This is a genomic window from Paenibacillus sp. FSL K6-2393 (genome assembly GCF_038002545.1).
GTDB lineage: Bacteria > Bacillota > Bacilli > Paenibacillales > Paenibacillaceae > Paenibacillus.
The window spans coordinates 982,331-1,004,395 of record NZ_JBBOCU010000001.1 but is presented as its reverse complement, the minus strand read 5'-3'; the positions used below and the strand labels follow the sequence as shown (position 1 = coordinate 1,004,395).

The following is a 22,065-nucleotide window of genomic DNA, read 5'->3' as shown; positions in this document are numbered from 1 at the left end:
CCGAATAGGTTTACTATGTATCATGGACATTCATATTTATGTTCACTTCTGAAAAGCAGTCTGGCTAGTACCACTCTTTTACTTGAATGTTCCGGAGTTTCTTTCGACTCTTCAATCTCTCACGCAGATTATATCTATTCTCCTTTTGTTCCTGCAGCAGTTGTTTCACTCCAATCATCAACAATCGATATCTCCGGTCATCATTGTGACTTAATTGGTGCATTTCTTCAAAAATTTCATTCTTCATACGGATCTTGTTCACTCCAAATATTCAGTTTGTTCTCACAGTATACATGGGAGCACTGAACAAATTCTAAACAAGCGTTGTTTCTCAACTTCAGTTTTTCGAATGCACATTTGAATGCACATCATGCGTGCTGGAATGAAACAGAAAAACCCCTTCCTGTCACAGGACAAGAAGGGGTCTTCTTAGCTAAGTTAATTAACCAAACTGCTGAGCCTTCGTACGCTTAAACTTTGGATTCAAGCGTCTCCAGATACTCGGAGATTTGAGCAGGTGTTTTAGCCCATTTGCTATGCAGATGTGCAATTTTCTTGCCGTTCTGGAAGACGAGCAGGCTTGGAATGCCGCGTACACCATTCTCTTCGGCAAACGGCTGGAACTTCTCTGCATCCAGGGCATAGAAGGTTTTATCCGTATGTTGATCGATAACATCCCCGATAAAACGATCCAGGTTTTTGCAATCCGGACACCAGGTTGTATCAAATTTAATGACGGTAAAACCATCAGAGTTAATTGTATCCAAATACTGTTGTTCACTTTGAATTCTTTCCATATGTCTTCTCTCCCTTATATGTTCCTTTTTTGGCTGATCTTCATTGTACCTCGTATAGTTACAATTGAAAATAGGCTTAATAGAGTTAACGATGCTGCTTGTACAGATTAGCGGGACAGAGCTCTCGTATTTCCTGAATTTCCGCAGCGGTGAGTTCAGGCGAATTCGAAGCAGCAATATTGTGCAGCAACTGTTCTCTTGAACTGGCACCAGGGACAACAGCTGCTACGGCAGGATGGGATAACGCGTAACGAATAGCCGTCTGAGCCATACTGCGTTGGTCTGTAACAAGACGACTTAGCCCTTGCCGAATGGTATATAGTTGCTCTGGCGTATAGTCCAGATAACCTTTGTCTGCCTTGGCAGATCCGGAATCGGCAAGCACACCGCTAGCTACGGGCCCACGGGCAATTACGCTGATCCCCTTTTGTTCCAATAAAGGCAGCACTTCTTCTTCCGCTCTGCGGTCAGCAATGCTGTACTGGTTCATCACACTGACGATGGATGCCCTCTTTACATACTCCCGAATCACATTGGGACGAATGGAGGAAATTCCGTAATATCGGATAAGTCCTTCCTTCTTCAGTTCCTCAAACGCTTCGATCGTCTCTTCGATGGGGTCGTCCAAGGTCCCGCCATGCAGCTGATACAGATCGATGTAATCAGTCTGCAACCGCTTCAGGCTTTCATGTACAGCCTGCTTAATGTAGGCTTTGGACGGGTCCCACGACCAGCCCTCATTGCCGGGGATACGACGATTACCTACTTTGGTTGCCACAATGACTTGGTCCCGACGCCCTTTAATAGCTTGTCCTACAATCTCTTCATTACGCCCTGCGTCGTACAGATCGGCTGTATCCAGCAGATTGACCCCATGATCCAGAGCCTCATGAACCAGGCCCACAGCGTGCTCCATTTCAGTTCCAAGTGACATACATCCCAGCCCAATCTCAGACACCATCAGTTCAGATGTACCCAGACGATTTTTCTTCATATGTGCATCTCCCTCCATACGTTCTGCAAGTATCCATTGTATCATTCTTGCTGCCAAAAATCGCATGCCTCACGGAAACAAAAGGTAGTTTTCAACTGCACAAAAAAACCTGGAACGACTTCATCTCCAGGTTTCTCATGATCATCATTTAAATTCAAGCAATAAACGAACTATCGCAATCTATTTCACTTCCACACGTGGTCTGGTTTTACTTGTTCCATTGGACGAATTGGAGCTTTTCATCATACCCGAGACAGTGCTAAACAGCTTATCTCTTGCTTGTTTGTTCCTCATCAGATAAGTCACACCTGCGCCGATAGCCGTCATGATAATTCCTCTTCTTTTAGACATGTGCTTCTCCTCCTTCAGGATAAATGTACATCGTGTCTTGTTTGACAATTACCCTGTGGGAGCAAAACGAAACGAAGTACAGGCTTGATCGCAGAAAAAAAGATGACCTCCGAATTCAATTCAGCGGTCATCTTTCACTTGCTCTGTTGAGGCTTGACGTTCACCATCCAATTAATCGGACGGCGTTGCGACATGGGTCATTTCTTCATGTTTGTAGGTCGAACCATCGGCGGTCAGATAAAAGTGTCCGATGGGATGCAAATCTTCATCCAATTCGTAGACAAGCGGAATGCCTGTCGGGATATTGAGCGCCATCACGTCTGCTTCGGACAATTGGTCCAGATGCATGACGAGTGAACGGAGCGTGTTACCATGCGCAGAGATCAGCACTCTTTTGCCAGCAGACACCATCGGTTTAATCTCCGCATTCCAGTACTCAAGTACACGCTTCGAGGTATCCATCAGGTTCTCCGTAAAAGGGATGGTACATCCGAGCCGCTTGTACTTGTCCAGATCCTGCACATATCGGTCATCGGTTTGGTCCAGTGCCGGGGGAGATACGTTAACGGATCGTCTCCATTCTTTTACTTGGTCTTCCCCATACTTCAGAGCAGTCTGCTGTTTATTCAGTCCTTGCAGCGCACCATAATGGCGTTCATTCAGCTTCCAAGTCTTCGTAATGGGAATCCACATGAGGTCCATTTCATCCAGCGCAATATCGAGTGTCCGGATAGAACGTTTCAGCACGGATGCATAGGCGTAATCAAAATCAAATCCCTGTTCCTTCATGATCTTCCCTGCTTTACGAGCTTCGGAGTAACCATCCGTCGTCAGATCCACATCTGTCCATCCGGTAAAACGATTCTCTACATTCCACATGCTCTGTCCATGGCGAATCAAAACAACTCTGTACATAAAAGTGAACCCTCCTTCCATGGAAACATTACCCGCAAGTCAAACTAATTAGCACAGTGAAACGTTCATCACATTAATAATATGGTGCCATCATCAGGTATACCACGACACCTGTAGAACTGACGTACAGCCAGATTGGCATAGTCCAACGCGCAATTTTGCGGTGTTTCTTCAATTGATTCGTCCAACCCCACACAAGTGTGAACAACGCCAATGGGACAATGAGGGCTGCCAGTATACTATGGGTAATCAGAATGAAGAAATAGATCGAACGAATGATGCCCTCGCCGCCGTATTTGGACGTCTCTGGTGAGAGGTAATGAAACGTCAGATAGGTCACGAGGAATAAAAGTGTTGTTGAGAATGCAGCAAGAATAAATCGTTTGTGCAGCTTCACATTCCGCTTGATAATAGCAATAAGCGCTGCGAGCAGGAAGATGAAGGTAAAGCTGTTAAACACGGCATTAAACCGCGGCAACACCGTAATATCAAAGGTTACATCACCTTTGTAACCAATCGACGGTGCGAAGAACAATAATAAAATAATGACATTAGCGAGAATGGAAATCGTGATAATGATGCCTGCGAAATTTTTATTACTCGTCGGGGATGGAATGTTCGGCTCCCCTTTGTTATTTTTGCCCAATGCAAAATCCTCCTCATATCCTAACTTCTATGTTCTATATCATTATATCTCGGCAATTCCGGGCTGTTAAGTGACAACACTCTGAACAAAAACCGCTGCACTCCCCTATAAAATGCCCCTTTACGGCCTTTTTCAATCAAATTCAAACCGGCTCCCATTTACCCGAGTCCACATTTGTGGTATAATTAATGCAATTAATCACATACGCGTTGAAACTGGAGGAGCCTGTCACCAAGGGCCCCTCTTTGTCTTTTTCAGGCACAGAACGGCACTTTTCTAAATGCCGTTCTGTGCCTTTTTGTCTGATTGAAGCAGAGGATGGATCGCCCTTGGGTTGGTTAACCTATAGACGCTGTTACTGGAGGGAAGAACACCTATGGAATTTATTTTGGTTCTTGCACTTATTTTAATCTTTACCAAACTTGCTGGTGATCTATCCGTAAGATTGGGTCAGCCATCGGTTCTGGGGAAACTGATTGTGGGTGTCATCCTCGGCCCTGCCCTGCTCGGTTGGGTTCAGCAAAGTGATTTCGTACATTATATGGCTGAGATCGGGGTACTGTTGTTGATGTTCATCGCCGGATTGGAAACGGATCTGGAGCAGTTGAAGAAAAACTGGAAGGCGGCCTTTGCTGTGGCCGTCGGTGGTGTTATTTTACCTTTTGTCGGGGGATACGGTTCGGCCATAGCATTTGGTATGTCACAGACACACGCGCTGTTCTTTGGACTTTTATTCTGTGCTACTTCCGTCAGTATCTCAGTTCAGACGTTGAAGGATATGAATCAGCTGAGTTCACGGGAGGGTACCACCATTCTGGGTGCAGCCGTTGTGGATGATGTGCTCGTCGTGGTTCTGCTCGCCGTCATGATGAGCTTGCTCGGCACAGGTGGAGGAGACACTTCGATTTCTCTGCTTATTGGCAAGAAGCTGTTATTCTTTGTTATTATTATCGCTGCCAGTTGGTTCCTTGTTCCACGCATCATGAAGTGGATGGCACCACTGAAGGTAACGGAGACCGTCATTACTGCGGGACTGATTATTTGTTTTGGCTTCTCCTACTTTGCAGAGTGGATGGGTGTTGCTGGAATTATTGGAGCATTTGCCGCTGGTATCGCCATCTCCCAAACTAACTTCAAACACGAGGTTGAAACTAAAATCGAGCCGATTGCTTACGGAATTTTTGTCCCGGTATTCTTTGTTAGTATCGGCTTAAATGTCACCTTTGATGGTGTGGGTTCACAAATTTGGTTCATTGTTGTTATCAGTATCATCGCTATTGTAACCAAACTTATTGGTGGAGGAGCCGGTGCACGACTGACGGGATTCAACCGTTCCTCTTCGCTGGCTATCGGGGCAGGCATGATCTCCAGAGGGGAAGTTGCTCTGATTATCGCTTCAACGGGGCTTGCTTCAGGATTGCTCGATTCGGAGTACTTTACCAGCGTTGTGATCATGGTTATTGTTACTACACTGGTCACTCCGCCACTCCTCAAAATCACCTTTGCACGAAAAAAAGGGGAAAAGCAAGTTGAAAAAGGGATTGAGGAATCCTATTTGAACGGGTAAAGTATTGAAATCATTCCGTATTTAAAGCTATACTTGATCTAGAAATGTAATATATCGGTCGTGAAGCACACGCCGCTTTGATCCATTCTCCCCTTCAACGCGAAGGTCGGAAATGATCAGAGCGGCTTTTTTTTGTGTTTTTATAAAGTAATCCTTATTCGTTACTCATTCGATTTCATAGAAAAACAAAAAAAGACCACCTTACACTCAAGAGGTCTTCCATCCTTGCCTGTTGTTCCAACAGGCTGTCCCATTTTAAGTTAACACGCCAACATAAAAACCAATCGAGATAAAGACAACACACCATACAAATGCACCAATGCCCGATACGAGAACGTACCTGCCCATTGCCATCTTGCTAATCCCGGAGAAACAGCACATCAGATGACGAATGCCTGGAATGAAGTAACCCAGGATGATGGACCAATACCCATATTTGAGGAACCACGACTCCACCCTGCTGAATCGTTTGGCATTCACGCCGACCCACTTGCCGTATTTTTCAACCAGCGGCCTGCCCGCTTTCTTGCCAATCATGTAGCTAAGCAGCCCTCCGGTAAAAGCGCCACCGAAACTGACGGCGATGGATACGGAGTAATTCAATACCGAGATGGAGGCGAGATAACCGACAAAAGTCATCATCACCTCATCCGGAATCGGCATGCCAATAACGCCAAGAGCCAGTAGTCCGTATATTGCGAAATAACCATATTGACCAATAAATTCTTTTGCAAATTCCATACTGACTCGCTCCTTATTTCGGTTCCACAATATCCTTCTCATGTGAGGCTAGCACTTGTTTTAGAGACGGGAATCGGATTTGGCTCACCATGAGACCGGATAATACAATAATGACAAGATAAGCTACACCATGTGTGAAATAAGGACTCCAGAGTGCGAAAAAGGACATCAGACCTCCCGCAAATGTAATTGGCATCCCGACAAAACCACTGCTTGGTGTCTTCTGACAGTTATAACGGGCCAGACGCAAAGCACCGCAAACCGGAAACAATGCAGTCAGGGCCATCCCCAGCACACTCACTTCAATCATGGAATTCAAGTACAGAATCAGCACAGGGGCTGTTCCGAATGAAACTACATCCGCAAGCGAGTCCAGGGACTTGCCGAACTCACCCTCACAATGCAATTTACGAGCCGCAAATCCGTCAAACAGATCAAAGAACATCGCTACCCATATCATCATCACAGCCAGGGCAAATTCACCATGAATAGCCATAATGACTGCCAGCATGCCTGAACTCAGATTCCCCAAGGTTAAAATCGATGGTAAAGACTTCATAAGAGTTGACTCCCTTTCGTACTAGGCTTTAGGAAAAATAATATAAAAACGGACTCCATCCGGTGTATTCTCCACTCCATAACTGCACCCATGCAGATCAAGAATCTGCTTCGCAATGGCCAGACCAAGCCCGGTCCCCCCCATTTTACGATTACGTGAGCGCTCTACCCGATAGAACCTCTCCCATATATACTGCCGCTCAGCTTCAGCAATGTGCTCGCCCTTGTTTTCAATAGAAATATGGACAAAACCTTCACGCCTGCTGATCTCAATAGTTATATCGGTATGTGGTATCGCATGACGTATAGCATTCATCATGATATTGAAAATAACTTGCTCCAGCTTGCTTCGGTCACCCTCAACCGTCTGTTCTGTTGTGGATACAAGCACCACATCCAATCCTTTGTCCTTCAGTTGCGGACCCAGACGGCCGGCGATATCTTCAATCATGTCAGCCAGTGCAACAGCATCCGTATTCAATTGAACCGCTGAGGATTCCAGTCGCACCAGATCCAGCATCTCTTCAACCATCGTTTCCATTTTGATCGCCTCATCGGCAATGATCTCAATGTAACGCTCCCGTTTGCTCTCACTCACGCCATCCTTCAGCCCTTCAGAATATCCCTTAATAATGCTGATTGGTGTCTTAAGTTCATGTGATGCATCGGCAAAAAACTTGCGCTGACGCTGTTCAATCTCCTGCTTCATTTCCATATCTGTACGCATCTGCGTGTTGGCCTGCCTCAGCTCTTCCAGTGTCTGACCCAAGGTTCCCGATAAGGCATTGAGGCTGTTAGACAAACTGCCGATTTCATCATTACGCCGGATGGGTGATTTCACCGTGAAATCCAGCGTAGACATTTTCTTCGCGACATGGTTCAAGGCCAAGAGCGGCTTCGTTACAATTCGGGACAGGAGTAACGCCAGCAACAGAATCAATATAAATGCCCCTATGCCAAAATACGCATAGAACAAACGTGTTGCCTCATTCGCTTCCCTCATCTCCTGTAGAGAGGTGAGCGAGAAGATCAGTTGCTGCTCGGGTCCGGAACGATGCACTGGAGCAATGGTGATGACATTGCGAACACCGCTCCAGCTATCCATCCATTCTTCATTGAGCATTTTGCCATTCGCCAAGGCCAGTTGGTCTTCGGTGGACAACGGGAACCGGCTATCCAGTGCTTGCACCAGCAGTCCCTGCCTCTGACTCCACGTTGCCAGATTGGGAAGAACTACCTCGGTTAATACCCCGGACCATTCCTTTACCGGTTCAATTGATTCCTGAAAGCTTTCTGTTCCCCATGCGGCAGAAGTGGCATCCTGAATTTTGAATGGATAGACCATGGACTCGCTGGCCGGACCTCTCACCGTCAGTTCTTGCCCATATTTCAGATGGGATGTAATCCAGCCAGCATTCTCACTATTGATAAACAAGGACAAGGACACCTTTACGTGACTTCCATCTTCTTGAAGCAACGTAATGTGGAACGGGTCATTAACCAGTCTTCCGGTATTCGTCAGAATGACCAGATGTGACTGATTCTGACGCATGAACTTCCCGGTCTCCTTGGCTAGCTGTAAATCACTCCAGTGTCCATTGGAATATTGCTGTTCGAACTTGGACAGCTTTTTCTTCATACTGCTGACCTTTTGATGCTGATAGAAGTCGGGGAACCAGACCAACTGGGCAAAAACCGTCGTCCCATATAGAAGAACCAGACATCCTGCCATGACCAGGAAAAGCTTCATCGTTACGCCATTTCTTCTCATGCTTCTGCCTCGAAACGATATCCAGTACCAATCACCGTCCGGATACACCTGGCTTCATCACCCAATTTGCTGCGCAACTTCTTGATGTGAGTATCTACAACACGTGAGTCCCCTTCAAAATCAAATCCCCAGATCCGATTCAAAATGGCATCCCGGGACAACACAATGCCTGCATTACGTACCAAATAAAGCAAAAGATCATATTCCTTTGGTGCAAGTTCCACTTCAATTCCGTCCTTCTCCAGGCGTCTGGCCCATGGATCAAGGGTTACCTGTCCGAAGCGAATCACACCCTGCTCTCGTCCAAATGCACCTTCAACACGCTTCATTAATGTCTCTGCACGTGCAACCAGCACACGTGGACTAAACGGCTTGGTAACGTAATCGTCTACGCCCAGCTGAAATCCATGAATTTTATCGTCATCCTCAGACCGTGCAGTCAGCATGATAATAGGTACGGTGGATTGGGATCGAATATGCCCACATAACGTCCATCCATCCATTTCAGGCATCAAAACATCCAGAATAACCAGATCCACCTCATGCAGAGCCAACAGTTCCAATGCCTGTACTCCATGTTCTGCTTCTATGACGTTCCATTGTTCTTTTATGAAATAATCGGCCACAATCTCACGAATGCGGCTTTCATCTTCCACCAGAAGCACTGTTCTGATCATGGCCGACTCTCCTTTTTAGATTTCTGATGATAACATACCTATTCCATGTGTCGTTCATGTGTCCATACGTTTTGGAATGCTCCCATGATATATACGATTAATATAAGCCAAAAGTTACTAATTTTTATAAAAATTCGCATAAAAAAGAAGCCATCAACGAGCAAGCTCCTGCTCATTGACAGCTACTTGAATGAAATCGAAGTGTGTTATCCAGAATTGATGCGCTACTGCGCGCTCCCTGGCAACACTTAACGTTGTTGCTCCAGACGGTGTGCCACATGCAGTGTCGGACCAACAAAACGGTTCAGCGGGAATCCGCCAGCAATCGCTTTGGTCACGAAGGCTTTACCTTCACGAACAGCCTCTTTCACTGAAAGACCACGAGCCAATCCTGCGGTAATCGCCGCAGACGTTGTGCAGCCCGCACCATGCGTATATCCGGAGCCGACAACATCGGCTTCAAACCATTCGTAGTTGGTTCCATCATAGAGTAGATCCATTGCTTTACCCGGGCTAATGACACCTCTGTCCTTAATCAGGACATGTTTCGAGCCATGGGCATGAATTGCTGCTGCCGCTGCTTCCATCTGTTCCTTGGAGCGAATCGGTCCACTCTTCGCCAGTTGGGATGCTTCGAACAAATTAGGTGTAACCAGATCGGCACCTGGCAACAGGAATTCGATCATCGCTTCCGTATTTTCCGGTTGCAGTACTTCATCTGTACCTTTGCAGACCATTACCGGATCGATAACGATCTGTGGCAGACCGCTGCGGCGAATATGTTTTGCTACCAGTTCAATAATATCTACAGAACCGAGCATACCTGTCTTCATGGCATCGAAACCGATGCCGTCCAGAACAGTGCGAAGCTGTGCTTCAACTACATTTAATTCAACAGGAAAGACCTGGTGATCCCATGTTTCGGGTTCCATTGCCACAACCGTAGTCAGTACGGTCATGCCATACACACCCAGCTCCTGAAAAGTTTTCAAATCAGCTTGAATACCTGCACCGCCGCTCGTGTCCGAACCAGCTATTGTTAATGTTTTTGGAATCGTCATGGTAGTTGCATTCTCCTTCGTGTCTCAGTTGACATTATCCTATCCCTTGTACGAGCGGATGTCAATGGCATCTGAAGCCATACAGAGCATGGTTTTCCGAATGATTCAGTTCACATCTTTTGTCTCCAGACGAACCATGGACATCGAAGCAATCCATATCCCTATTGCTCCAAGGGTCAGAGGGATAATAATAAGCGAATGAATGGAAACTTCCGACCCGTTGAATCCGGAGCAGACAATCGAAACTAGCAAAATGGACGAGACCATTGTCGCTGTAACAGAATGCTTACGCATACCGAAGAATAGGGGAATGAGTGCCATACACGCAGCCGATAAAGAACTGATACTGTACTTCACCAGAAGTCCCAACATATCCCGATTGCTCAGTGATTCAGGAATGAAGGAGTAGAATTGATTAACAATCAACAGCAGTGAACCCATCAACAGATCGGTAACCATAATCATCACAAATGTAAAACCAAACACGATAATCAATTTGGCCGCGATGATTTTATGACGCTGGATGGGATAGGTGAACATGACGTTCATGGTTTTATTTCGATACTCACTGATCACCAGCTTGGATAATAAAGCTCCTGCAAATATGATGAAGGTCGCTCTCACAAATGTATCGATAATTATAAAGGCGGTCTGGTAATCGGCATAGGCATAATCTTCTGCTCCCACATCCATGAATCCAATCATGATCAGGAAAAGAAGAATGGCTATACTGGCGATACCTGCACCTGCAAAATTACGTGCAAAACGGTGCTTCCGCATCTCAAGTCTGATTAGTTTAAGCAACGTCTTCATCCCCTTTCACAAGCTTCATGAAGTGTTCTTCCAGGGAGTGAGCCCGTTTGGATATCGATTCGATCTCAATGCCATGTTGGATCAGCTTGGTGTTCAGTTCCGATGGAATGATTCCCGGATCATAGATGCGTAACGTTTGGTCATTGACCAGTTTATAATTACTCAAACCCAGCTGGTGTTCAATGACATAGGTCGCTTTGCGGATATCCACCGCCTGTAACTCGATGTACTCATTTTGACTTCCACGAATGCTCTCCATCGATACTTCCTCCACCAAGCGACCGCCGCGAATGACACCAACTGTATCCGCAATCTGCTCTATCTCGCCAAGAATGTGACTGGAGACCAGCAGGGTAATGCGATACTCATTGCTAAGGCGCTTGAACAAATCACGCATCTCCCGGATCCCTACAGGGTCCAATCCGTTGATCGGTTCATCCAGAATGAGCAGTTCTGGTGTGGTTATAAGTGCACGAGCCAGTCCCAGCCTCTGCTTCATGCCCAAGGAGAAGTCCTTGACCGGTTTCTTGCCTGTATCCTTCAGCCCTACCGTTTCCATCGTATTGTTGATGATCTTTTTGTTGTGAAACCCCATGTATTCACAGTGAAGCTCCAGATTCTCGCGAGCAGACAGTCTATCGTAGAAAAAAGGATATTCAATAATGCTGCCCATTCGCTTCAGCACTTCATAAGAGGTCGGCGTAAGCTTCTCCCCAAACAGTTCTATCTCCCCTGTGGTTGGTTTGACGAGATTGGTGAGCATCTTCATGATGGTTGTTTTACCAGCACCATTCGGACCGAGGAATCCATAGATCTCACCTTGCTTAATATTCATATTGACGTTGGATACAACCTCCACCCCTTCATATACTTTGGTCACATCTATTGTTCGTGCGATATAATTCATCGTCCTTGTTCTCCTTTACGTCCCCTGTCCGGGTTCCTATATCTATATTGTAAAGAGAAAAGTCTTCTTTTTTATTAATCAAATCTTACAAAAACCTTAAGTCTGACCGGACATGCCAATGCAGGGTCTACCAAGTCTTAAAGGTAACCGAGAATACAGTCCGTTGATGTGGCACACTATGCAAGTGAATACTTCCACCCATCCGCTCAACTAGCCGTTTCGTAATGGTCAGACCCAGGCCACTGCCTTGATAGAGTCGATTGCGGGAATCCTCCAGTGTATACATGCGTTCAAACACACGACTATGCTCGCTCTCAGGAATTCCTTTTCCCTGGTCCCAGATCAGTAGCGTCACAGGTCCACCTATTGAATGATCAAGTGAAAGTCCCAGTACCTTACCCTCTGCCCCGTATTTCATTCCATTAGTAATGAGATTATCCAGCACACGGTCCAATGCTTCTTCATTCGCTTGCACGAAGATATCACCATCAGGTATCTCCAGCTCCACGTGCAACCCCAGATTCGTCAACATTTCATAAAAGGAAAGCATCTTCAACCGGCATAATTCGCTTATATTCACTCGACTAAGCACTAGCTCCGTGTCTCCAGATTCCAGCTTTGCCAGATCAAAAAAGGAATGGATCAAACGCAGCACTTCCTGCGCCTTATCTTGTATTTTCTCCGTCATAATCTTCCGTTCCTGATCGGTTAATGATGGGCTGTGCAGTAGGGTCTCACTATAACCCAGCACCACCGTGAGTGGCGTTTTCAGATCATGTGAAATGTTGGAGAGCATGTTACGCATCTCCTTCTCCTGATTCGCATAACCGGCCTTAGCGCGGTGCGCATGATCCAGCAGCTGGTTCATGTCTTTCAGAAGCTGACTGACTTGGTCATCACTATTGAATACAAGCAAGCGCTCAAAGGTGCCTTGATCCAAAATATCGGATATTTTCTGATGAATATAGGTCAAGTGTTGACTGCGTTTCCGGAATTTCAACCACAATACAATGAAGGCAATGGCCAGAATACCCGTTGTGATGGCAAAAATCAGTGTCATCCCTGCTCCGCCTCCAGCTTATACCCGATGCCCCAGAGTGTCTTGATATACTGGGGAGCCGAAGGATCTACCTCCAGTTTCTCACGCAGACGACGCATATGTACGTTAATGATATTTTCGTCTCCATAATAATGATCGTTCCAGACGGAAGCGTAGATCTGAGCCTTCGTGAACACTTTGCCAGGATGGGTAACGAACAGCTTCAGGATGCCAAATTCCTTGGATGTCAGCTTGACGGGTGTACCTTCACGTTCCACCTCGTACGTCTCCATGTCAACTACGAGTCCTCCAATGTGAATACGTTGATCTTTAGCCGCTTCAGCCACAGGCGGAGTGGTATAATTGGCGCGGCGAATCGCAGCTTTGATGCGGGCAGTCAGTTCGATTAACGAGAAAGGTTTGCTCAAGTAATCATCTGCGCCGAAGCCCAGACCTAACGCTTTGTCCACCTCCCCATCCTTCGCAGACAGAATGAGCACAGGCACCAGACTGACTGCCCGAATGGTTTGCAGCACATCCATCCCACTTTTGCGGGGCAGCATCAGATCCAGAATAACCAGATCATACCCCGGTTGTGACTGGCTGAACTGACGTTCTGCCTCTAAGCCGTCATATGCATAAGTGACGTCGTAGCCCTCTTTTTCCAAGTATGGCCCGACCATCTCACTAATTGAACGATCATCTTCAACAAGCAACAAGCGGTGACTTAACACATGTTTCCCTCCCACATGAACATTTTCTTTATTACCTCACAGTTTGTTTGAATTGGCAATGACATACGAAAAAACCTGACAGGAGCAACACTTTGACATCAAGTGTGTTTCCTGCCAGGTCTATGAGTGTCTGTAAATAAATGCTGGTGCTTCTATTCTCTATATCCGTTCTCACTGTGAATCCAACACAGTCCAATGGTTCCTGCACCTGCATGGATACTCACCACAGGGATAAACGGCATGATTTCGGTCTTTAATCTAGGCAGCAGAGCTGCAATTTGTTTTTTAATTGTAATGGCTTCTTCCTGATTGTTCGCGTGCATAATGCACACATGCTTTACTTTTTCCATATCCAGCTTGAGCATATCCAGCATGCGATCTTTCGTCCGCTTGAACGTGCGAATCTTCTCATTCACAACCACTTTACCTTCTTCAAATCGAAGCAGCAGATGGATCTTAAGCAGTTGACTGATGATCAGCTGTGTGCCGGACACCCGTCCACTGCGATGAAGATGTTGAAGACTGGCCGGTATGAGGTAAAAGGACATGTTATCAATCATCTGTTCAATGTTTACTTTGATCTCGGCAGCTGAACATCCCTGCTTCTGCCATTCCAGTCCTTGCATAATCATCTCACGGTGAGGATAAGCACCTGCCTTTGAATCAATTGCGGTCACCGTCACTCCTGCAATCTCTGCAGCCTGCATAGACGTATGCAGCGTTCCGCTAAGCTCTGTAGAGCAATGAATCGTAATAATCTCATCGTACTTGTCTTTGAGCGACTCATACAGTTCAATGAATTCGCCAATGGGTGGCTGCGAACTGCTCGCACGTGAAGCCTCCGCAAGTTTCTCATAGAACATTTCAGATGTAATGTCATCGGTTTCCCGGTAACATTCCTCTCCAAATACGATGCGCAGCGGTACGATGTAGATATGATTTTGCTCCGCAAAAACGGGATCCAGTGTACTGGTACTATCGGTGACCCATGCAATTTTCTTCATGACATCCTTCTCTCTTGCCGGATTGTTCGTTCTGTATCCTCAATCGTCAGGCACAAGCCCGGCGGTTTATTTAAAATTTGAATATTTCACATTGTAAACGTTTGCGATACTACCTCTCAATTATAAATGAACGTACAGACCGTTGTCTTGTGGCGCAATCATGAACACCCCTATTAATACCATTATTAGCTAAAAAAATGTCTTGCCTGTGAAGGAATAAATTGGTATGCTGTTGTCCTTCTCTCTTTTTCGCCTTGACTGAAGTGAACGGAAACGCCGTTCAATCCACTTATCGGAGGTGTCACATGCTTTATTTCACTCTGGCTTCCAAAGCCTACTCCCGGAATCTGCAATACCGCGGGGCACACATGGTACATAACTTGGCAAGCGCCATGTTTGGTTACATGTATGCCTGCCTCTGGATCGGCATCGGGGCCGACCATAATCTCGGAGAATACGGGACACAGGGGATGATTAGTTACATTGCGTTCACGCAATCCTCTCTCTGGATCTCAGGTTTTCTCACGAATGGATTGGGTATTCCCTTATCCGTCAGGACAGGGCAGATCGCACTGGACCTGATGAGGCCTGTTCATCTGTTCACCCACCTGATGGCACGCGAATGGGGGCAGATTGCCTACCAGTTCGTGTACAAAAGTATTCCGATCTACCTGCTCTTCTCCATTGTCTTTTCCCTACATTGGCCCTCAGACGTTTCAACATTTGGTTATGCCGCACTTGGTCTTGCCGGCGCCGCATACTTGTCCATCTGTATGAACTACATCATTGGTGCCACGTCGATGTGGACCACGGAGTCCTCCTGGCTTCACTGGGGCAATCACGCGATGATGAATCTGCTGGCTGGTTTTTTCATTCCGCTGGAATGGCTACCGAACTGGCTTGAACAACTTGCCTGGATATCACCCTACCCTTTCCTGCTCTATGTACCTACCCGAATCTATCTTGGTTTCGAAGATGGCTCCTTGTTATGGGGAACCTTGCTTTGGTGCGTCTTTATGACGTTGATCTGTCTTGCGATTACCCAAGTGTTACGTCGTAAAGTGGAGGTACAAGGCGGATGAAGCGAACTTCCTGGTTCAATTTATATAAAATGCTGATTCGAACAAGCATCCGCAGCCGGATGCAATACAAGTTCAATTTCATCATGGCGTCCGTACTGGCCGCTTTAATTCAGATCTCCGAGTTTCTGATGGTTGCTCTGGTGCTGCACAAATTCGGAGCCATTAAAGGCTGGTCCCTCCATGAGATCGGTTATCTCTTTGCCATCATGACGTTATCCAAAACACTGTATCGAACATTCGGAAACGAAGTTCATCATCTGGAAAAATATCTGGTCAATGGTGAGCTTGATCAACTGTTAACACGTCCCATGCCCGTATTGCTGGCACTGCTGCCGCAAAACTTCCGCATCATGGCTGGAGAAGTCCTGCAAGGCGGGTTCATTCTCTGCTGGTCATTGGCAGGCATGATGCACAGCGGACAGATCGGCTGGACTGCCATTCCCTTCTCCCTGCTCATTATCCTGACGGGCGCAGTCATTCTTTTTTCCATCGGACTCGCTACTGCCACACTCGGATTCTGGACCACACGTATCGAGGAATTACAGACGATCACTGAAGATGCCGCACGAACGGCTGCCCAATATCCGCTAACGTTATATCCCAAATGGATGTCTGGCATTCTGCTAACGGTGATTCCCGTGGGATTCGTCAACTACATTCCGTCACTCTACCTGCTACGTGGTGAAGGAGGAGCGTGGATTCTTGTTGCTGTTGCTGCGGTTGCCGTACTGAGCTTGGCTGCAAGTCTGCGTTTCTGGCAATTCGGCATGACCAAATATCAAAGTACAGGTAGCTAAGGAGGCGGAAACGAATCATGAATATGATCACAGCACGGCATCTGCAAAAGGAATTCAAGACCCCTGTTATTCGCGAAGGACGTTTCTCTGGGTTACGTACGTTATTTTCACGTGAGTATGTGTCCAAGGAAGCGGTACGCGATATCAGTTTTGATATCGGCCCAGGTGAGTTTGTGGGTTACATCGGTCCGAACGGGGCTGGCAAGTCTACCACGATCAAAATGCTGACAGGTATCCTGCACCCAACCTCGGGTGAGGTAAGGCTTGACGGTATGAATCCGCATCAGGACAGGCGCAGAACCGTTGGTCGACTGGGCGTTGTATTTGGACAGCGCAGTCAGCTCTGGTGGGATCTGCCCGTGAAAGATTCATATGATATTCTGGCCGAGATGTACGGCGTCCGTGCCGAGGATAAAAAGAAACGGCTGTCCCAGTTCGCCGAGCTGCTGGACCTTGAATCGTTCTGGGCCACGCCTGTCCGTAAGCTCTCACTTGGACAACGCATGCGTGCGGATCTCGCAGCTTCCATGCTGCATGATCCCGAACTGCTTTTTCTCGATGAACCAACAATTGGACTGGATGTGAACGCAAAGCGGAATATTCGTCAATTTTTACGTACATTAAATGAGGTGTTTGGCAAAACAATTTTGCTGACCACACATGACATGGACGACATTGAGCAGTTATGCAGCCGGGTCATGGTGATTAACCATGGTCAACTGACATATGACGGCACGATCTCATCACTTCGCGAAACCATCGGACTGCCTACGTTGATACGGGTAACGTTCCGAGGAGCTTTTCACATCCCGGATGTTGTGTCGTCCGCGATACACATTACAGGAGTGGAAGGGCAGATTGTCACCGTGGAAGTGAACCGGAAGGAATGGAGCACAATGGACATTCTGAAACAGTTGGAGCACTGGGGTGAGATTGAAGATGTAGAGATGAAAGAACCCGATTTCGAAGATATCATTCATCGGGTGTATTAGTCGGCCCATTTTGTGAGTAAATAGGATGAAGACCTGTTCTTACGCCGTTACATGAAAGAGGGACATGGCGTACTGTAATAACGGAGGTGAAGCGTCATGCTTGTGACCAAACATGTCCTTCTAGCATCCAGCGTACACGCTACTCCCTACTTCATCGTACGTGGCATGATGCCGGGACCCGTGATGTTCATTACATCCGGGGTTCACGGGAATGAAACGGCGAGTATGGCCGCTGCGCAAAAACTCGCAGATGATATTGCGACAGGTCGTCACGCCATTCAGCGAGGGCTGTTAATTATCGTGCCACGCGTGAACCAGCAAGCCTACGCAAAGAAAATCAGAGGCAAGCCAGATCTGAATCGTACGTTTCCACGCCGTATGTCAGGCAAGGCCAAACATCCGCTCGCTGCGGCAGTTTTTCAGCTGGCGCGTGAACATCGGGCCGACTGGTGGCTCGATCTGCATGAAGCCAACGGCCTGTCTCAACTGAGTTCACGAGTACTTGGACAGACGTTGATCACCAATCCCGGCAGTCGGACGATTCCAGCTTGCAGAAGAGTTATCGAACGGATGAATCGGTCGATTGCCATTCGTGATCGTCATTTTAACCTCAAGCAGCATGAATTGCCTGGATCTGCCCGTACAGCGGCTTCAAGACTATTACAAGCCCGTTCCGTCACGGTGGAGACCTGTTGGAGTCTGAAACGCTCAACCCGTATCAAGTATCAGACGAAGATTGTGCACCATTTTCTGCGTGAAGCGGGTATGTCATGATCAAGACCATTAAAATAGAACGAAAAGAAACCACGAACAGAGAACGCCCGAAGTACATCCTCAGGTGCTCTCTGTTCGTGGTGTTTTTTTATCTCGGCATCATGACTTCCAGTATTTTATTACCCACAGGGTCTAGCGGCATGAGTGGATAAAGGTCTTTTTTAGTTATAAACTTGAATATTGCATCCAGATACTCATCCACAATAGAGGCTGATCCTCGTTAGCCGACGCCCTGTTTTCTCCTAAACAGGAAAAGAGCCGCGATTACGGCTCTTTCTTTTGCACCCTGAACGATTGAATATAATTGTCGATATCGTCCTCTGGTGTATGCAACAGTCGTGCCAGATGAATCTGCATCTGTTCCAGGTGATCAATATGCTTCTGAATGTCAGCGATGCGTTCGCGTACAAGGGTTTTTAACGTATCCTTTTCCATGTCTTCCTGGCTGAGCAGTTGCAGGGTCTCTTGTATCTCTTTTAAGGAGTAACCTAGCAACTGGGCATCCTTAATGAACTTAATTTTGACCAGATAATCCTCGGTATACACCCGATATCCGTTGGAGGAACGACGGGGAGCAGGCAGAATTCCACTATCTTCGTAATAACGGAGGGTTGCCATACTCACACCAGTACGCTTAGCCAACGTTCCTCTTGTCATGGTTTCCATGCCTACGCCTCCACCCTTCTGCGGATTTATTGTGTTTGTTCGTTGCGTATCTTGGTATATGTGGCATCATAGGTGGCCTCAGGAAATTGTGCTGAAGATCCTTGCAGCAATGGCTGCTCTTCCCCTTTCAGATAACGGTCAAAGAATGCCAGCGCATAGGATCTTGTTATATCCACATTATGTTCTGGCGTCATGCCTCTGGCAAATAGTTTCGGTGAGATTAATGAAATATCCGTAAAGCTCTGATGGAAGAAATTCTCCACCATCAGATAATAGGTATCATTAAGACTACTCGTCATTACTCGATCCAGATCAGGCTCAAACTCAGGGTAGAACACGTTATCTTTGGCTGAAGCATTCGGATCGAAGCTTTTAGCCGTTTCGCCAGACATGATATACATAAACGGCTGTTTCAGGGCTGTCGTGGATACCGATCCCCAGAATCCGCCTTCCAGACTGAGTCCTGCACGTAAACGATCATCCTGTGCGAGTGCTTCGGCTGTTGTAGCCCCGCCATAAGAATGCCCCATCATGCCTGTATGATTCAGGTCAAGCCTGCCCTCCAGCACCTGATTGGGATCATTCAGGTTCCACTGTTCAAGCGTGTCGAGTACAAAACGTGCATCTGCTGCACGAATACCTACCCCCTCCACATTATATTGATACAGTTCTTCTGACGTTGCAAATTCAGGCCCGGCTTCATAAGACACTTTACGCCCATCGGGGAAGGTAACGCGAGCTGAGGTATAAGGATGATCCATACCTACAACAATATAGCCATGGCTTACGAGTTCTTCAATGGCAGTCATGCTCTGATAACGGGCCGAGCGGACACCGGGAGAGAACAGCACCACCGGATAAGAACGGCTTGCGTCTGACATGGCTGCGCCTTTAACCACATGTGTCGGAATGGTATCGAGGTAGCTGAACACCTTAGGCGGGATGCCAAATACCAGACTAATTGCTTCTCCGAGTTCAGACGGGTAAGACTCAGGAGATACCCCCTTCGCATCTTCCGGGTTTACCGGATACCACACGTTAATCATCAGTTCCCGTTTGTCCCCGCTTTCGGGAGATAACGTCTCTTCACGGGTTTCATCCACCAATTGTTGAGAAAACGTACCGATAGCAAACTTCCCCGTAGGCTCAGGCATTGTAAAAGCTGGAAAATACCAAGTGAGCAGTCCTGATCCGGCGCCGGAGACCAGAGCCAGCATCCCAACCAGCGTGAGTTGAAGCAACGAACGCCATTTCGGTTTCTGCTTCTCTGCAAATTGCCCAGTGACTCTGTTACGATACCCTTTCACTAACTTAATGATTAATACGATGAAGATTATGCCTGCAACAAGATACGTTGGCAGCAGCATCACGCGGAACGAATCCAATATGCCGTGAAGTGCCACTGCCAATATCATGGCAGCAAACATGCCTGCCACGAGCTTCCGACGCTTCGAATACATGGGTATACACACCGCTGCGGCAATCGTTACAAGTACCAATATCCATTCCATTAATTTCATTATTCAGCCTCCAATATTTCTTGATAAAAAAAGAATAAACCTTGAAGTATACTTCAAGGTCAAGGCTGTATTATAGAAAACATTTTATCAAGGAATTCGTATATCCCATTTGCAAAGTTCGGTCAACGTACACGTTCCGGACGAGAAAGCCTTAATACCTGTTGAGTTCGGCCCAGGATATATTCGCCCTGTCATTACCTGCTCTCCCTGCTGAATGAACACCTCAACGGAGCTGACATCCATAAAAATATGAAGTTCCAGTTTCCCGTCAAGCAGTTCCACTGTCGCAGCTCGTTCTCCGCCCGGCCCTTGTCCGGCCTGCTCGCGATTTAAGCATAAACGACGCTGCTCTACATCATAGGAAATCACAGTTTCTTCATCTTCACCCGTGCGCAGCTTCAACCCGAAGTGTCGTGCCTGTTCCGCTTCGAATACAGCATACAGTTCGTAACGGTCTCCACTAATTCCAAGATCAAAATCATGTTCATCATCAGTTAAATGTATACCATACTGCTCGGTGCCTTCCAACCTGTACTGTGTAAGTTCGGGAAGCGGCTGGAATATCAATCGTTGTCCCCTGCGAATGAGTTGTCTCGGCAAGGTCATCGCTCCAGCCCAGGCATGAGACTGTTGTGTCGGGATTTCCGTTTCCCACGTATCCATCCAAGCCACCATGATTCGTCGTCCCTGTGCATCCTCCATCGTCTGGGGCGCGTAAAAGTCGAAGCCACAATCCAGCGGAACGTACTGCTCGTACTTCAGCACACCTTGGTCTTCATCCAGCGTTCCCATCATATAAACGGTCGAATGCAAGTTGCGATAGTTATCTCCCTGAGCAGGCATGCGCTGCGGAGACATGATCAGCACATCTCGGCCATCCAGTGTGAACAGATCGGGACATTCCCAATTGTCACCAAGCGTCCCGTCACTCTGGGCCATAATGTTAACATAACTCCAATCCAGCAAGTCCGTTGAACGGTATAACAGAATGACACCTTTGCCCGCAGCATCATTCGAGCCAAGGACGCAATAGTACACACCGTTTCGTTCAAACACTTTTGGATCACGAAAGTCCTTGGGACTGGTATGCGCTGGGATTTGATCCAGCCGAATAACCGGATTCATCGCGCTTTTGACAAAATCAATCCCATTGTCCGAGACAGCGATATTCTGTGTCTGCAAGTAATCGTTATCCTTGTCGGGTCCAGTCACGACATGCCCCGTGTACATCAGCACCAACTTGCCATCCTGCACGATTGCACTTCCGGAGAAACACCCTCCACTGTCGTAGCTCTGATCAGGTGCCAGTGCAATAGGCAGATAAGACCACGTAACCAAATCACGGCTCACCGCATGGCCCCAGTGCATCGGCCCCCATACCGGTTCGTAGGGATAATGCTGATAGAACATATGATACATCCCACCGAAGTATATGAAGCCGTTGGGGTCATTCATCCAGCCCACCTCTGGCATCAGATGATAGGCCATTCGATAGGTTGGATCAACCTGATGTCGATGTTCCTTGATATATGCGTTGGCCCGGGCGAGTGTATAACTCTCTTTCGTTTGAGCCGAAGAACTCGTCAGTCCGGGGTCTGTCTCTTGCCTTGTGTCTATTCCCTGCTTCTCGTATCGTTCCTGATTCATATGTCCTTCACT

24 protein-coding genes are annotated in these 22,065 nt (G+C 47.1%); 5 read left to right on the top strand and 19 right to left on the bottom strand.

The genetic code is table 11. The features are described 5' to 3' along the window. Positions 1-64: 64 nt before the first annotated feature. From MHI14_RS04260 to MHI14_RS04235, 6 genes are all read right to left on the bottom strand, one after another. On the bottom strand, positions 65-247 hold the full coding sequence (locus MHI14_RS04260) for a hypothetical protein (RefSeq protein ID WP_091038496.1): 183 nt from the start codon (positions 245-247) through the stop codon (positions 65-67). 223 nt (positions 248-470) lie between these two features. Beyond that, the gene (locus tag MHI14_RS04255; protein WP_017692202.1) at positions 471-797 is read right to left on the bottom strand and encodes a thioredoxin family protein; all 327 of its coding nucleotides are present in this window, start codon (positions 795-797) and stop codon (positions 471-473) included. Between the two features lie 85 nt (positions 798-882). Continuing rightward, positions 883-1,791, bottom strand: a complete 909-nt coding sequence (locus MHI14_RS04250) for an aldo/keto reductase (RefSeq protein ID WP_341129926.1) — start codon at positions 1,789-1,791, stop codon at positions 883-885. A 180-nt stretch (positions 1,792-1,971) separates the two neighbouring features. After that, positions 1,972-2,142, bottom strand: coding sequence for a hypothetical protein (locus MHI14_RS04245; protein ID WP_176873103.1), 171 nt, complete (start codon positions 2,140-2,142; stop codon positions 1,972-1,974). Between the two features lie 171 nt (positions 2,143-2,313). Further along, positions 2,314-3,057 carry a 2,3-diphosphoglycerate-dependent phosphoglycerate mutase gene (gene gpmA, locus MHI14_RS04240; RefSeq protein ID WP_091038493.1) on the bottom strand — a complete coding sequence of 248 codons (744 nt, stop codon included), beginning with the start codon at positions 3,055-3,057 and terminating at the stop codon, positions 2,314-2,316. Positions 3,058-3,130: 73 nt separating this feature from the next. Beyond that, positions 3,131-3,703 carry a DUF420 domain-containing protein gene (locus MHI14_RS04235; protein WP_017692198.1) on the bottom strand — a complete coding sequence of 191 codons (573 nt, stop codon included), beginning with the start codon at positions 3,701-3,703 and terminating at the stop codon, positions 3,131-3,133. 376 nt (positions 3,704-4,079) lie between these two features. Here MHI14_RS04235 and MHI14_RS04230 point away from each other — a divergent pair, with 376 nt between their 5' ends. After that, positions 4,080-5,270, top strand: a complete 1,191-nt coding sequence (locus MHI14_RS04230; protein ID WP_289390406.1) for a cation:proton antiporter — start codon at positions 4,080-4,082, stop codon at positions 5,268-5,270. Positions 5,271-5,525: 255 nt separating this feature from the next. Here the strand turns inward: MHI14_RS04230 and MHI14_RS04225 are convergent, their stop codons facing one another. The 10 genes from MHI14_RS04225 to MHI14_RS04180 all read right to left on the bottom strand — a co-directional run bounded on the left by MHI14_RS04225 (position 5,526) and on the right by MHI14_RS04180 (position 14,575). Continuing rightward, on the bottom strand, positions 5,526-6,011 hold the full coding sequence (locus MHI14_RS04225) for a DedA family protein (protein WP_062836407.1): 486 nt from the start codon (positions 6,009-6,011) through the stop codon (positions 5,526-5,528). A gap of 13 nt (positions 6,012-6,024) precedes the next feature. Continuing rightward, positions 6,025-6,570, bottom strand: coding sequence for a CDP-diacylglycerol--serine O-phosphatidyltransferase (gene pssA / locus MHI14_RS04220; RefSeq protein ID WP_091038489.1), 546 nt, complete (start codon positions 6,568-6,570; stop codon positions 6,025-6,027). 21 nt (positions 6,571-6,591) lie between these two features. Further along, positions 6,592-8,340 carry a sensor histidine kinase gene (locus MHI14_RS04215; RefSeq protein ID WP_091038487.1) on the bottom strand — a complete coding sequence of 583 codons (1,749 nt, stop codon included), beginning with the start codon at positions 8,338-8,340 and terminating at the stop codon, positions 6,592-6,594. Beyond that, positions 8,337-9,017, bottom strand: coding sequence for a response regulator transcription factor (locus MHI14_RS04210; RefSeq protein ID WP_105601904.1), 681 nt, complete (start codon positions 9,015-9,017; stop codon positions 8,337-8,339). Before MHI14_RS04210 ends, MHI14_RS04215 begins: the two co-directional genes overlap by 4 nt. Positions 9,018-9,265: 248 nt before the next feature. Next, the gene (gene thiD / locus MHI14_RS04205; protein WP_017692191.1) at positions 9,266-10,078 is read right to left on the bottom strand and encodes a bifunctional hydroxymethylpyrimidine kinase/phosphomethylpyrimidine kinase; all 813 of its coding nucleotides are present in this window, start codon (positions 10,076-10,078) and stop codon (positions 9,266-9,268) included. Between the two features lie 105 nt (positions 10,079-10,183). Further along, positions 10,184-10,891: an ABC transporter permease gene (locus MHI14_RS04200; RefSeq protein WP_091038485.1), complete on the bottom strand. Its 708-nt coding sequence runs from the start codon at positions 10,889-10,891 to the stop codon at positions 10,184-10,186. Then, on the bottom strand, positions 10,875-11,798 hold the full coding sequence (locus MHI14_RS04195; RefSeq protein ID WP_091038484.1) for an ABC transporter ATP-binding protein: 924 nt from the start codon (positions 11,796-11,798) through the stop codon (positions 10,875-10,877). Before MHI14_RS04195 ends, MHI14_RS04200 begins: the two co-directional genes overlap by 17 nt. Positions 11,799-11,925: 127 nt before the next feature. Continuing rightward, positions 11,926-12,858: a sensor histidine kinase gene (locus tag MHI14_RS04190; RefSeq protein ID WP_249913208.1), complete on the bottom strand. Its 933-nt coding sequence runs from the start codon at positions 12,856-12,858 to the stop codon at positions 11,926-11,928. Beyond that, positions 12,855-13,520 carry a response regulator transcription factor gene (locus tag MHI14_RS04185; RefSeq protein ID WP_371129107.1) on the bottom strand — a complete coding sequence of 222 codons (666 nt, stop codon included), beginning with the start codon at positions 13,518-13,520 and terminating at the stop codon, positions 12,855-12,857. The genes MHI14_RS04190 and MHI14_RS04185 overlap by 4 nt, the downstream gene beginning before the upstream one ends. Before the next feature lie 203 nt (positions 13,521-13,723). Then, positions 13,724-14,575, bottom strand: coding sequence for a DegV family protein (locus tag MHI14_RS04180; RefSeq protein ID WP_133387181.1), 852 nt, complete (start codon positions 14,573-14,575; stop codon positions 13,724-13,726). Between the two features lie 305 nt (positions 14,576-14,880). On the opposite strand from MHI14_RS04180, the gene MHI14_RS04175 reads away from it, so the two are divergent. From MHI14_RS04175 to MHI14_RS04160, 4 genes are all read left to right on the top strand, one after another. Then, a complete protein-coding gene (locus tag MHI14_RS04175; protein ID WP_249913209.1) occupies positions 14,881-15,657 on the top strand; it encodes an ABC transporter permease in 777 nt (258 codons plus the stop codon). Then, positions 15,654-16,454: an ABC transporter permease gene (locus MHI14_RS04170; RefSeq protein WP_105601914.1), complete on the top strand. Its 801-nt coding sequence runs from the start codon at positions 15,654-15,656 to the stop codon at positions 16,452-16,454. Before MHI14_RS04175 ends, MHI14_RS04170 begins: the two co-directional genes overlap by 4 nt. Before the next feature lie 23 nt (positions 16,455-16,477). Beyond that, positions 16,478-17,446 (top strand): ABC transporter ATP-binding protein, encoded by a 969-nt coding sequence (locus MHI14_RS04165; protein ID WP_105601999.1) that lies wholly within the window; start codon positions 16,478-16,480, stop codon positions 17,444-17,446. 96 nt (positions 17,447-17,542) lie between these two features. Next, positions 17,543-18,220 (top strand): succinylglutamate desuccinylase/aspartoacylase family protein, encoded by a 678-nt coding sequence (locus MHI14_RS04160; protein WP_133387184.1) that lies wholly within the window; start codon positions 17,543-17,545, stop codon positions 18,218-18,220. 264 nt (positions 18,221-18,484) lie between these two features. On the opposite strand, the gene MHI14_RS04155 is transcribed toward MHI14_RS04160, so the two are convergent. From MHI14_RS04155 to MHI14_RS04145, 3 genes are all read right to left on the bottom strand, one after another. Then, entirely contained in the window at positions 18,485-18,886 is a 402-nt protein-coding gene (locus MHI14_RS04155) for a MerR family transcriptional regulator (protein WP_017692184.1), read from the bottom strand. A gap of 26 nt (positions 18,887-18,912) precedes the next feature. After that, entirely contained in the window at positions 18,913-20,406 is a 1,494-nt protein-coding gene (locus tag MHI14_RS04150; protein WP_341129924.1) for an alpha/beta hydrolase family protein, read from the bottom strand. Positions 20,407-20,493: 87 nt separating this feature from the next. Then, positions 20,494-22,053, bottom strand: a complete 1,560-nt coding sequence (locus MHI14_RS04145) for a glycoside hydrolase family 32 protein (protein ID WP_091038471.1) — start codon at positions 22,051-22,053, stop codon at positions 20,494-20,496. Positions 22,054-22,065: the final 12 nt, after the last annotated feature.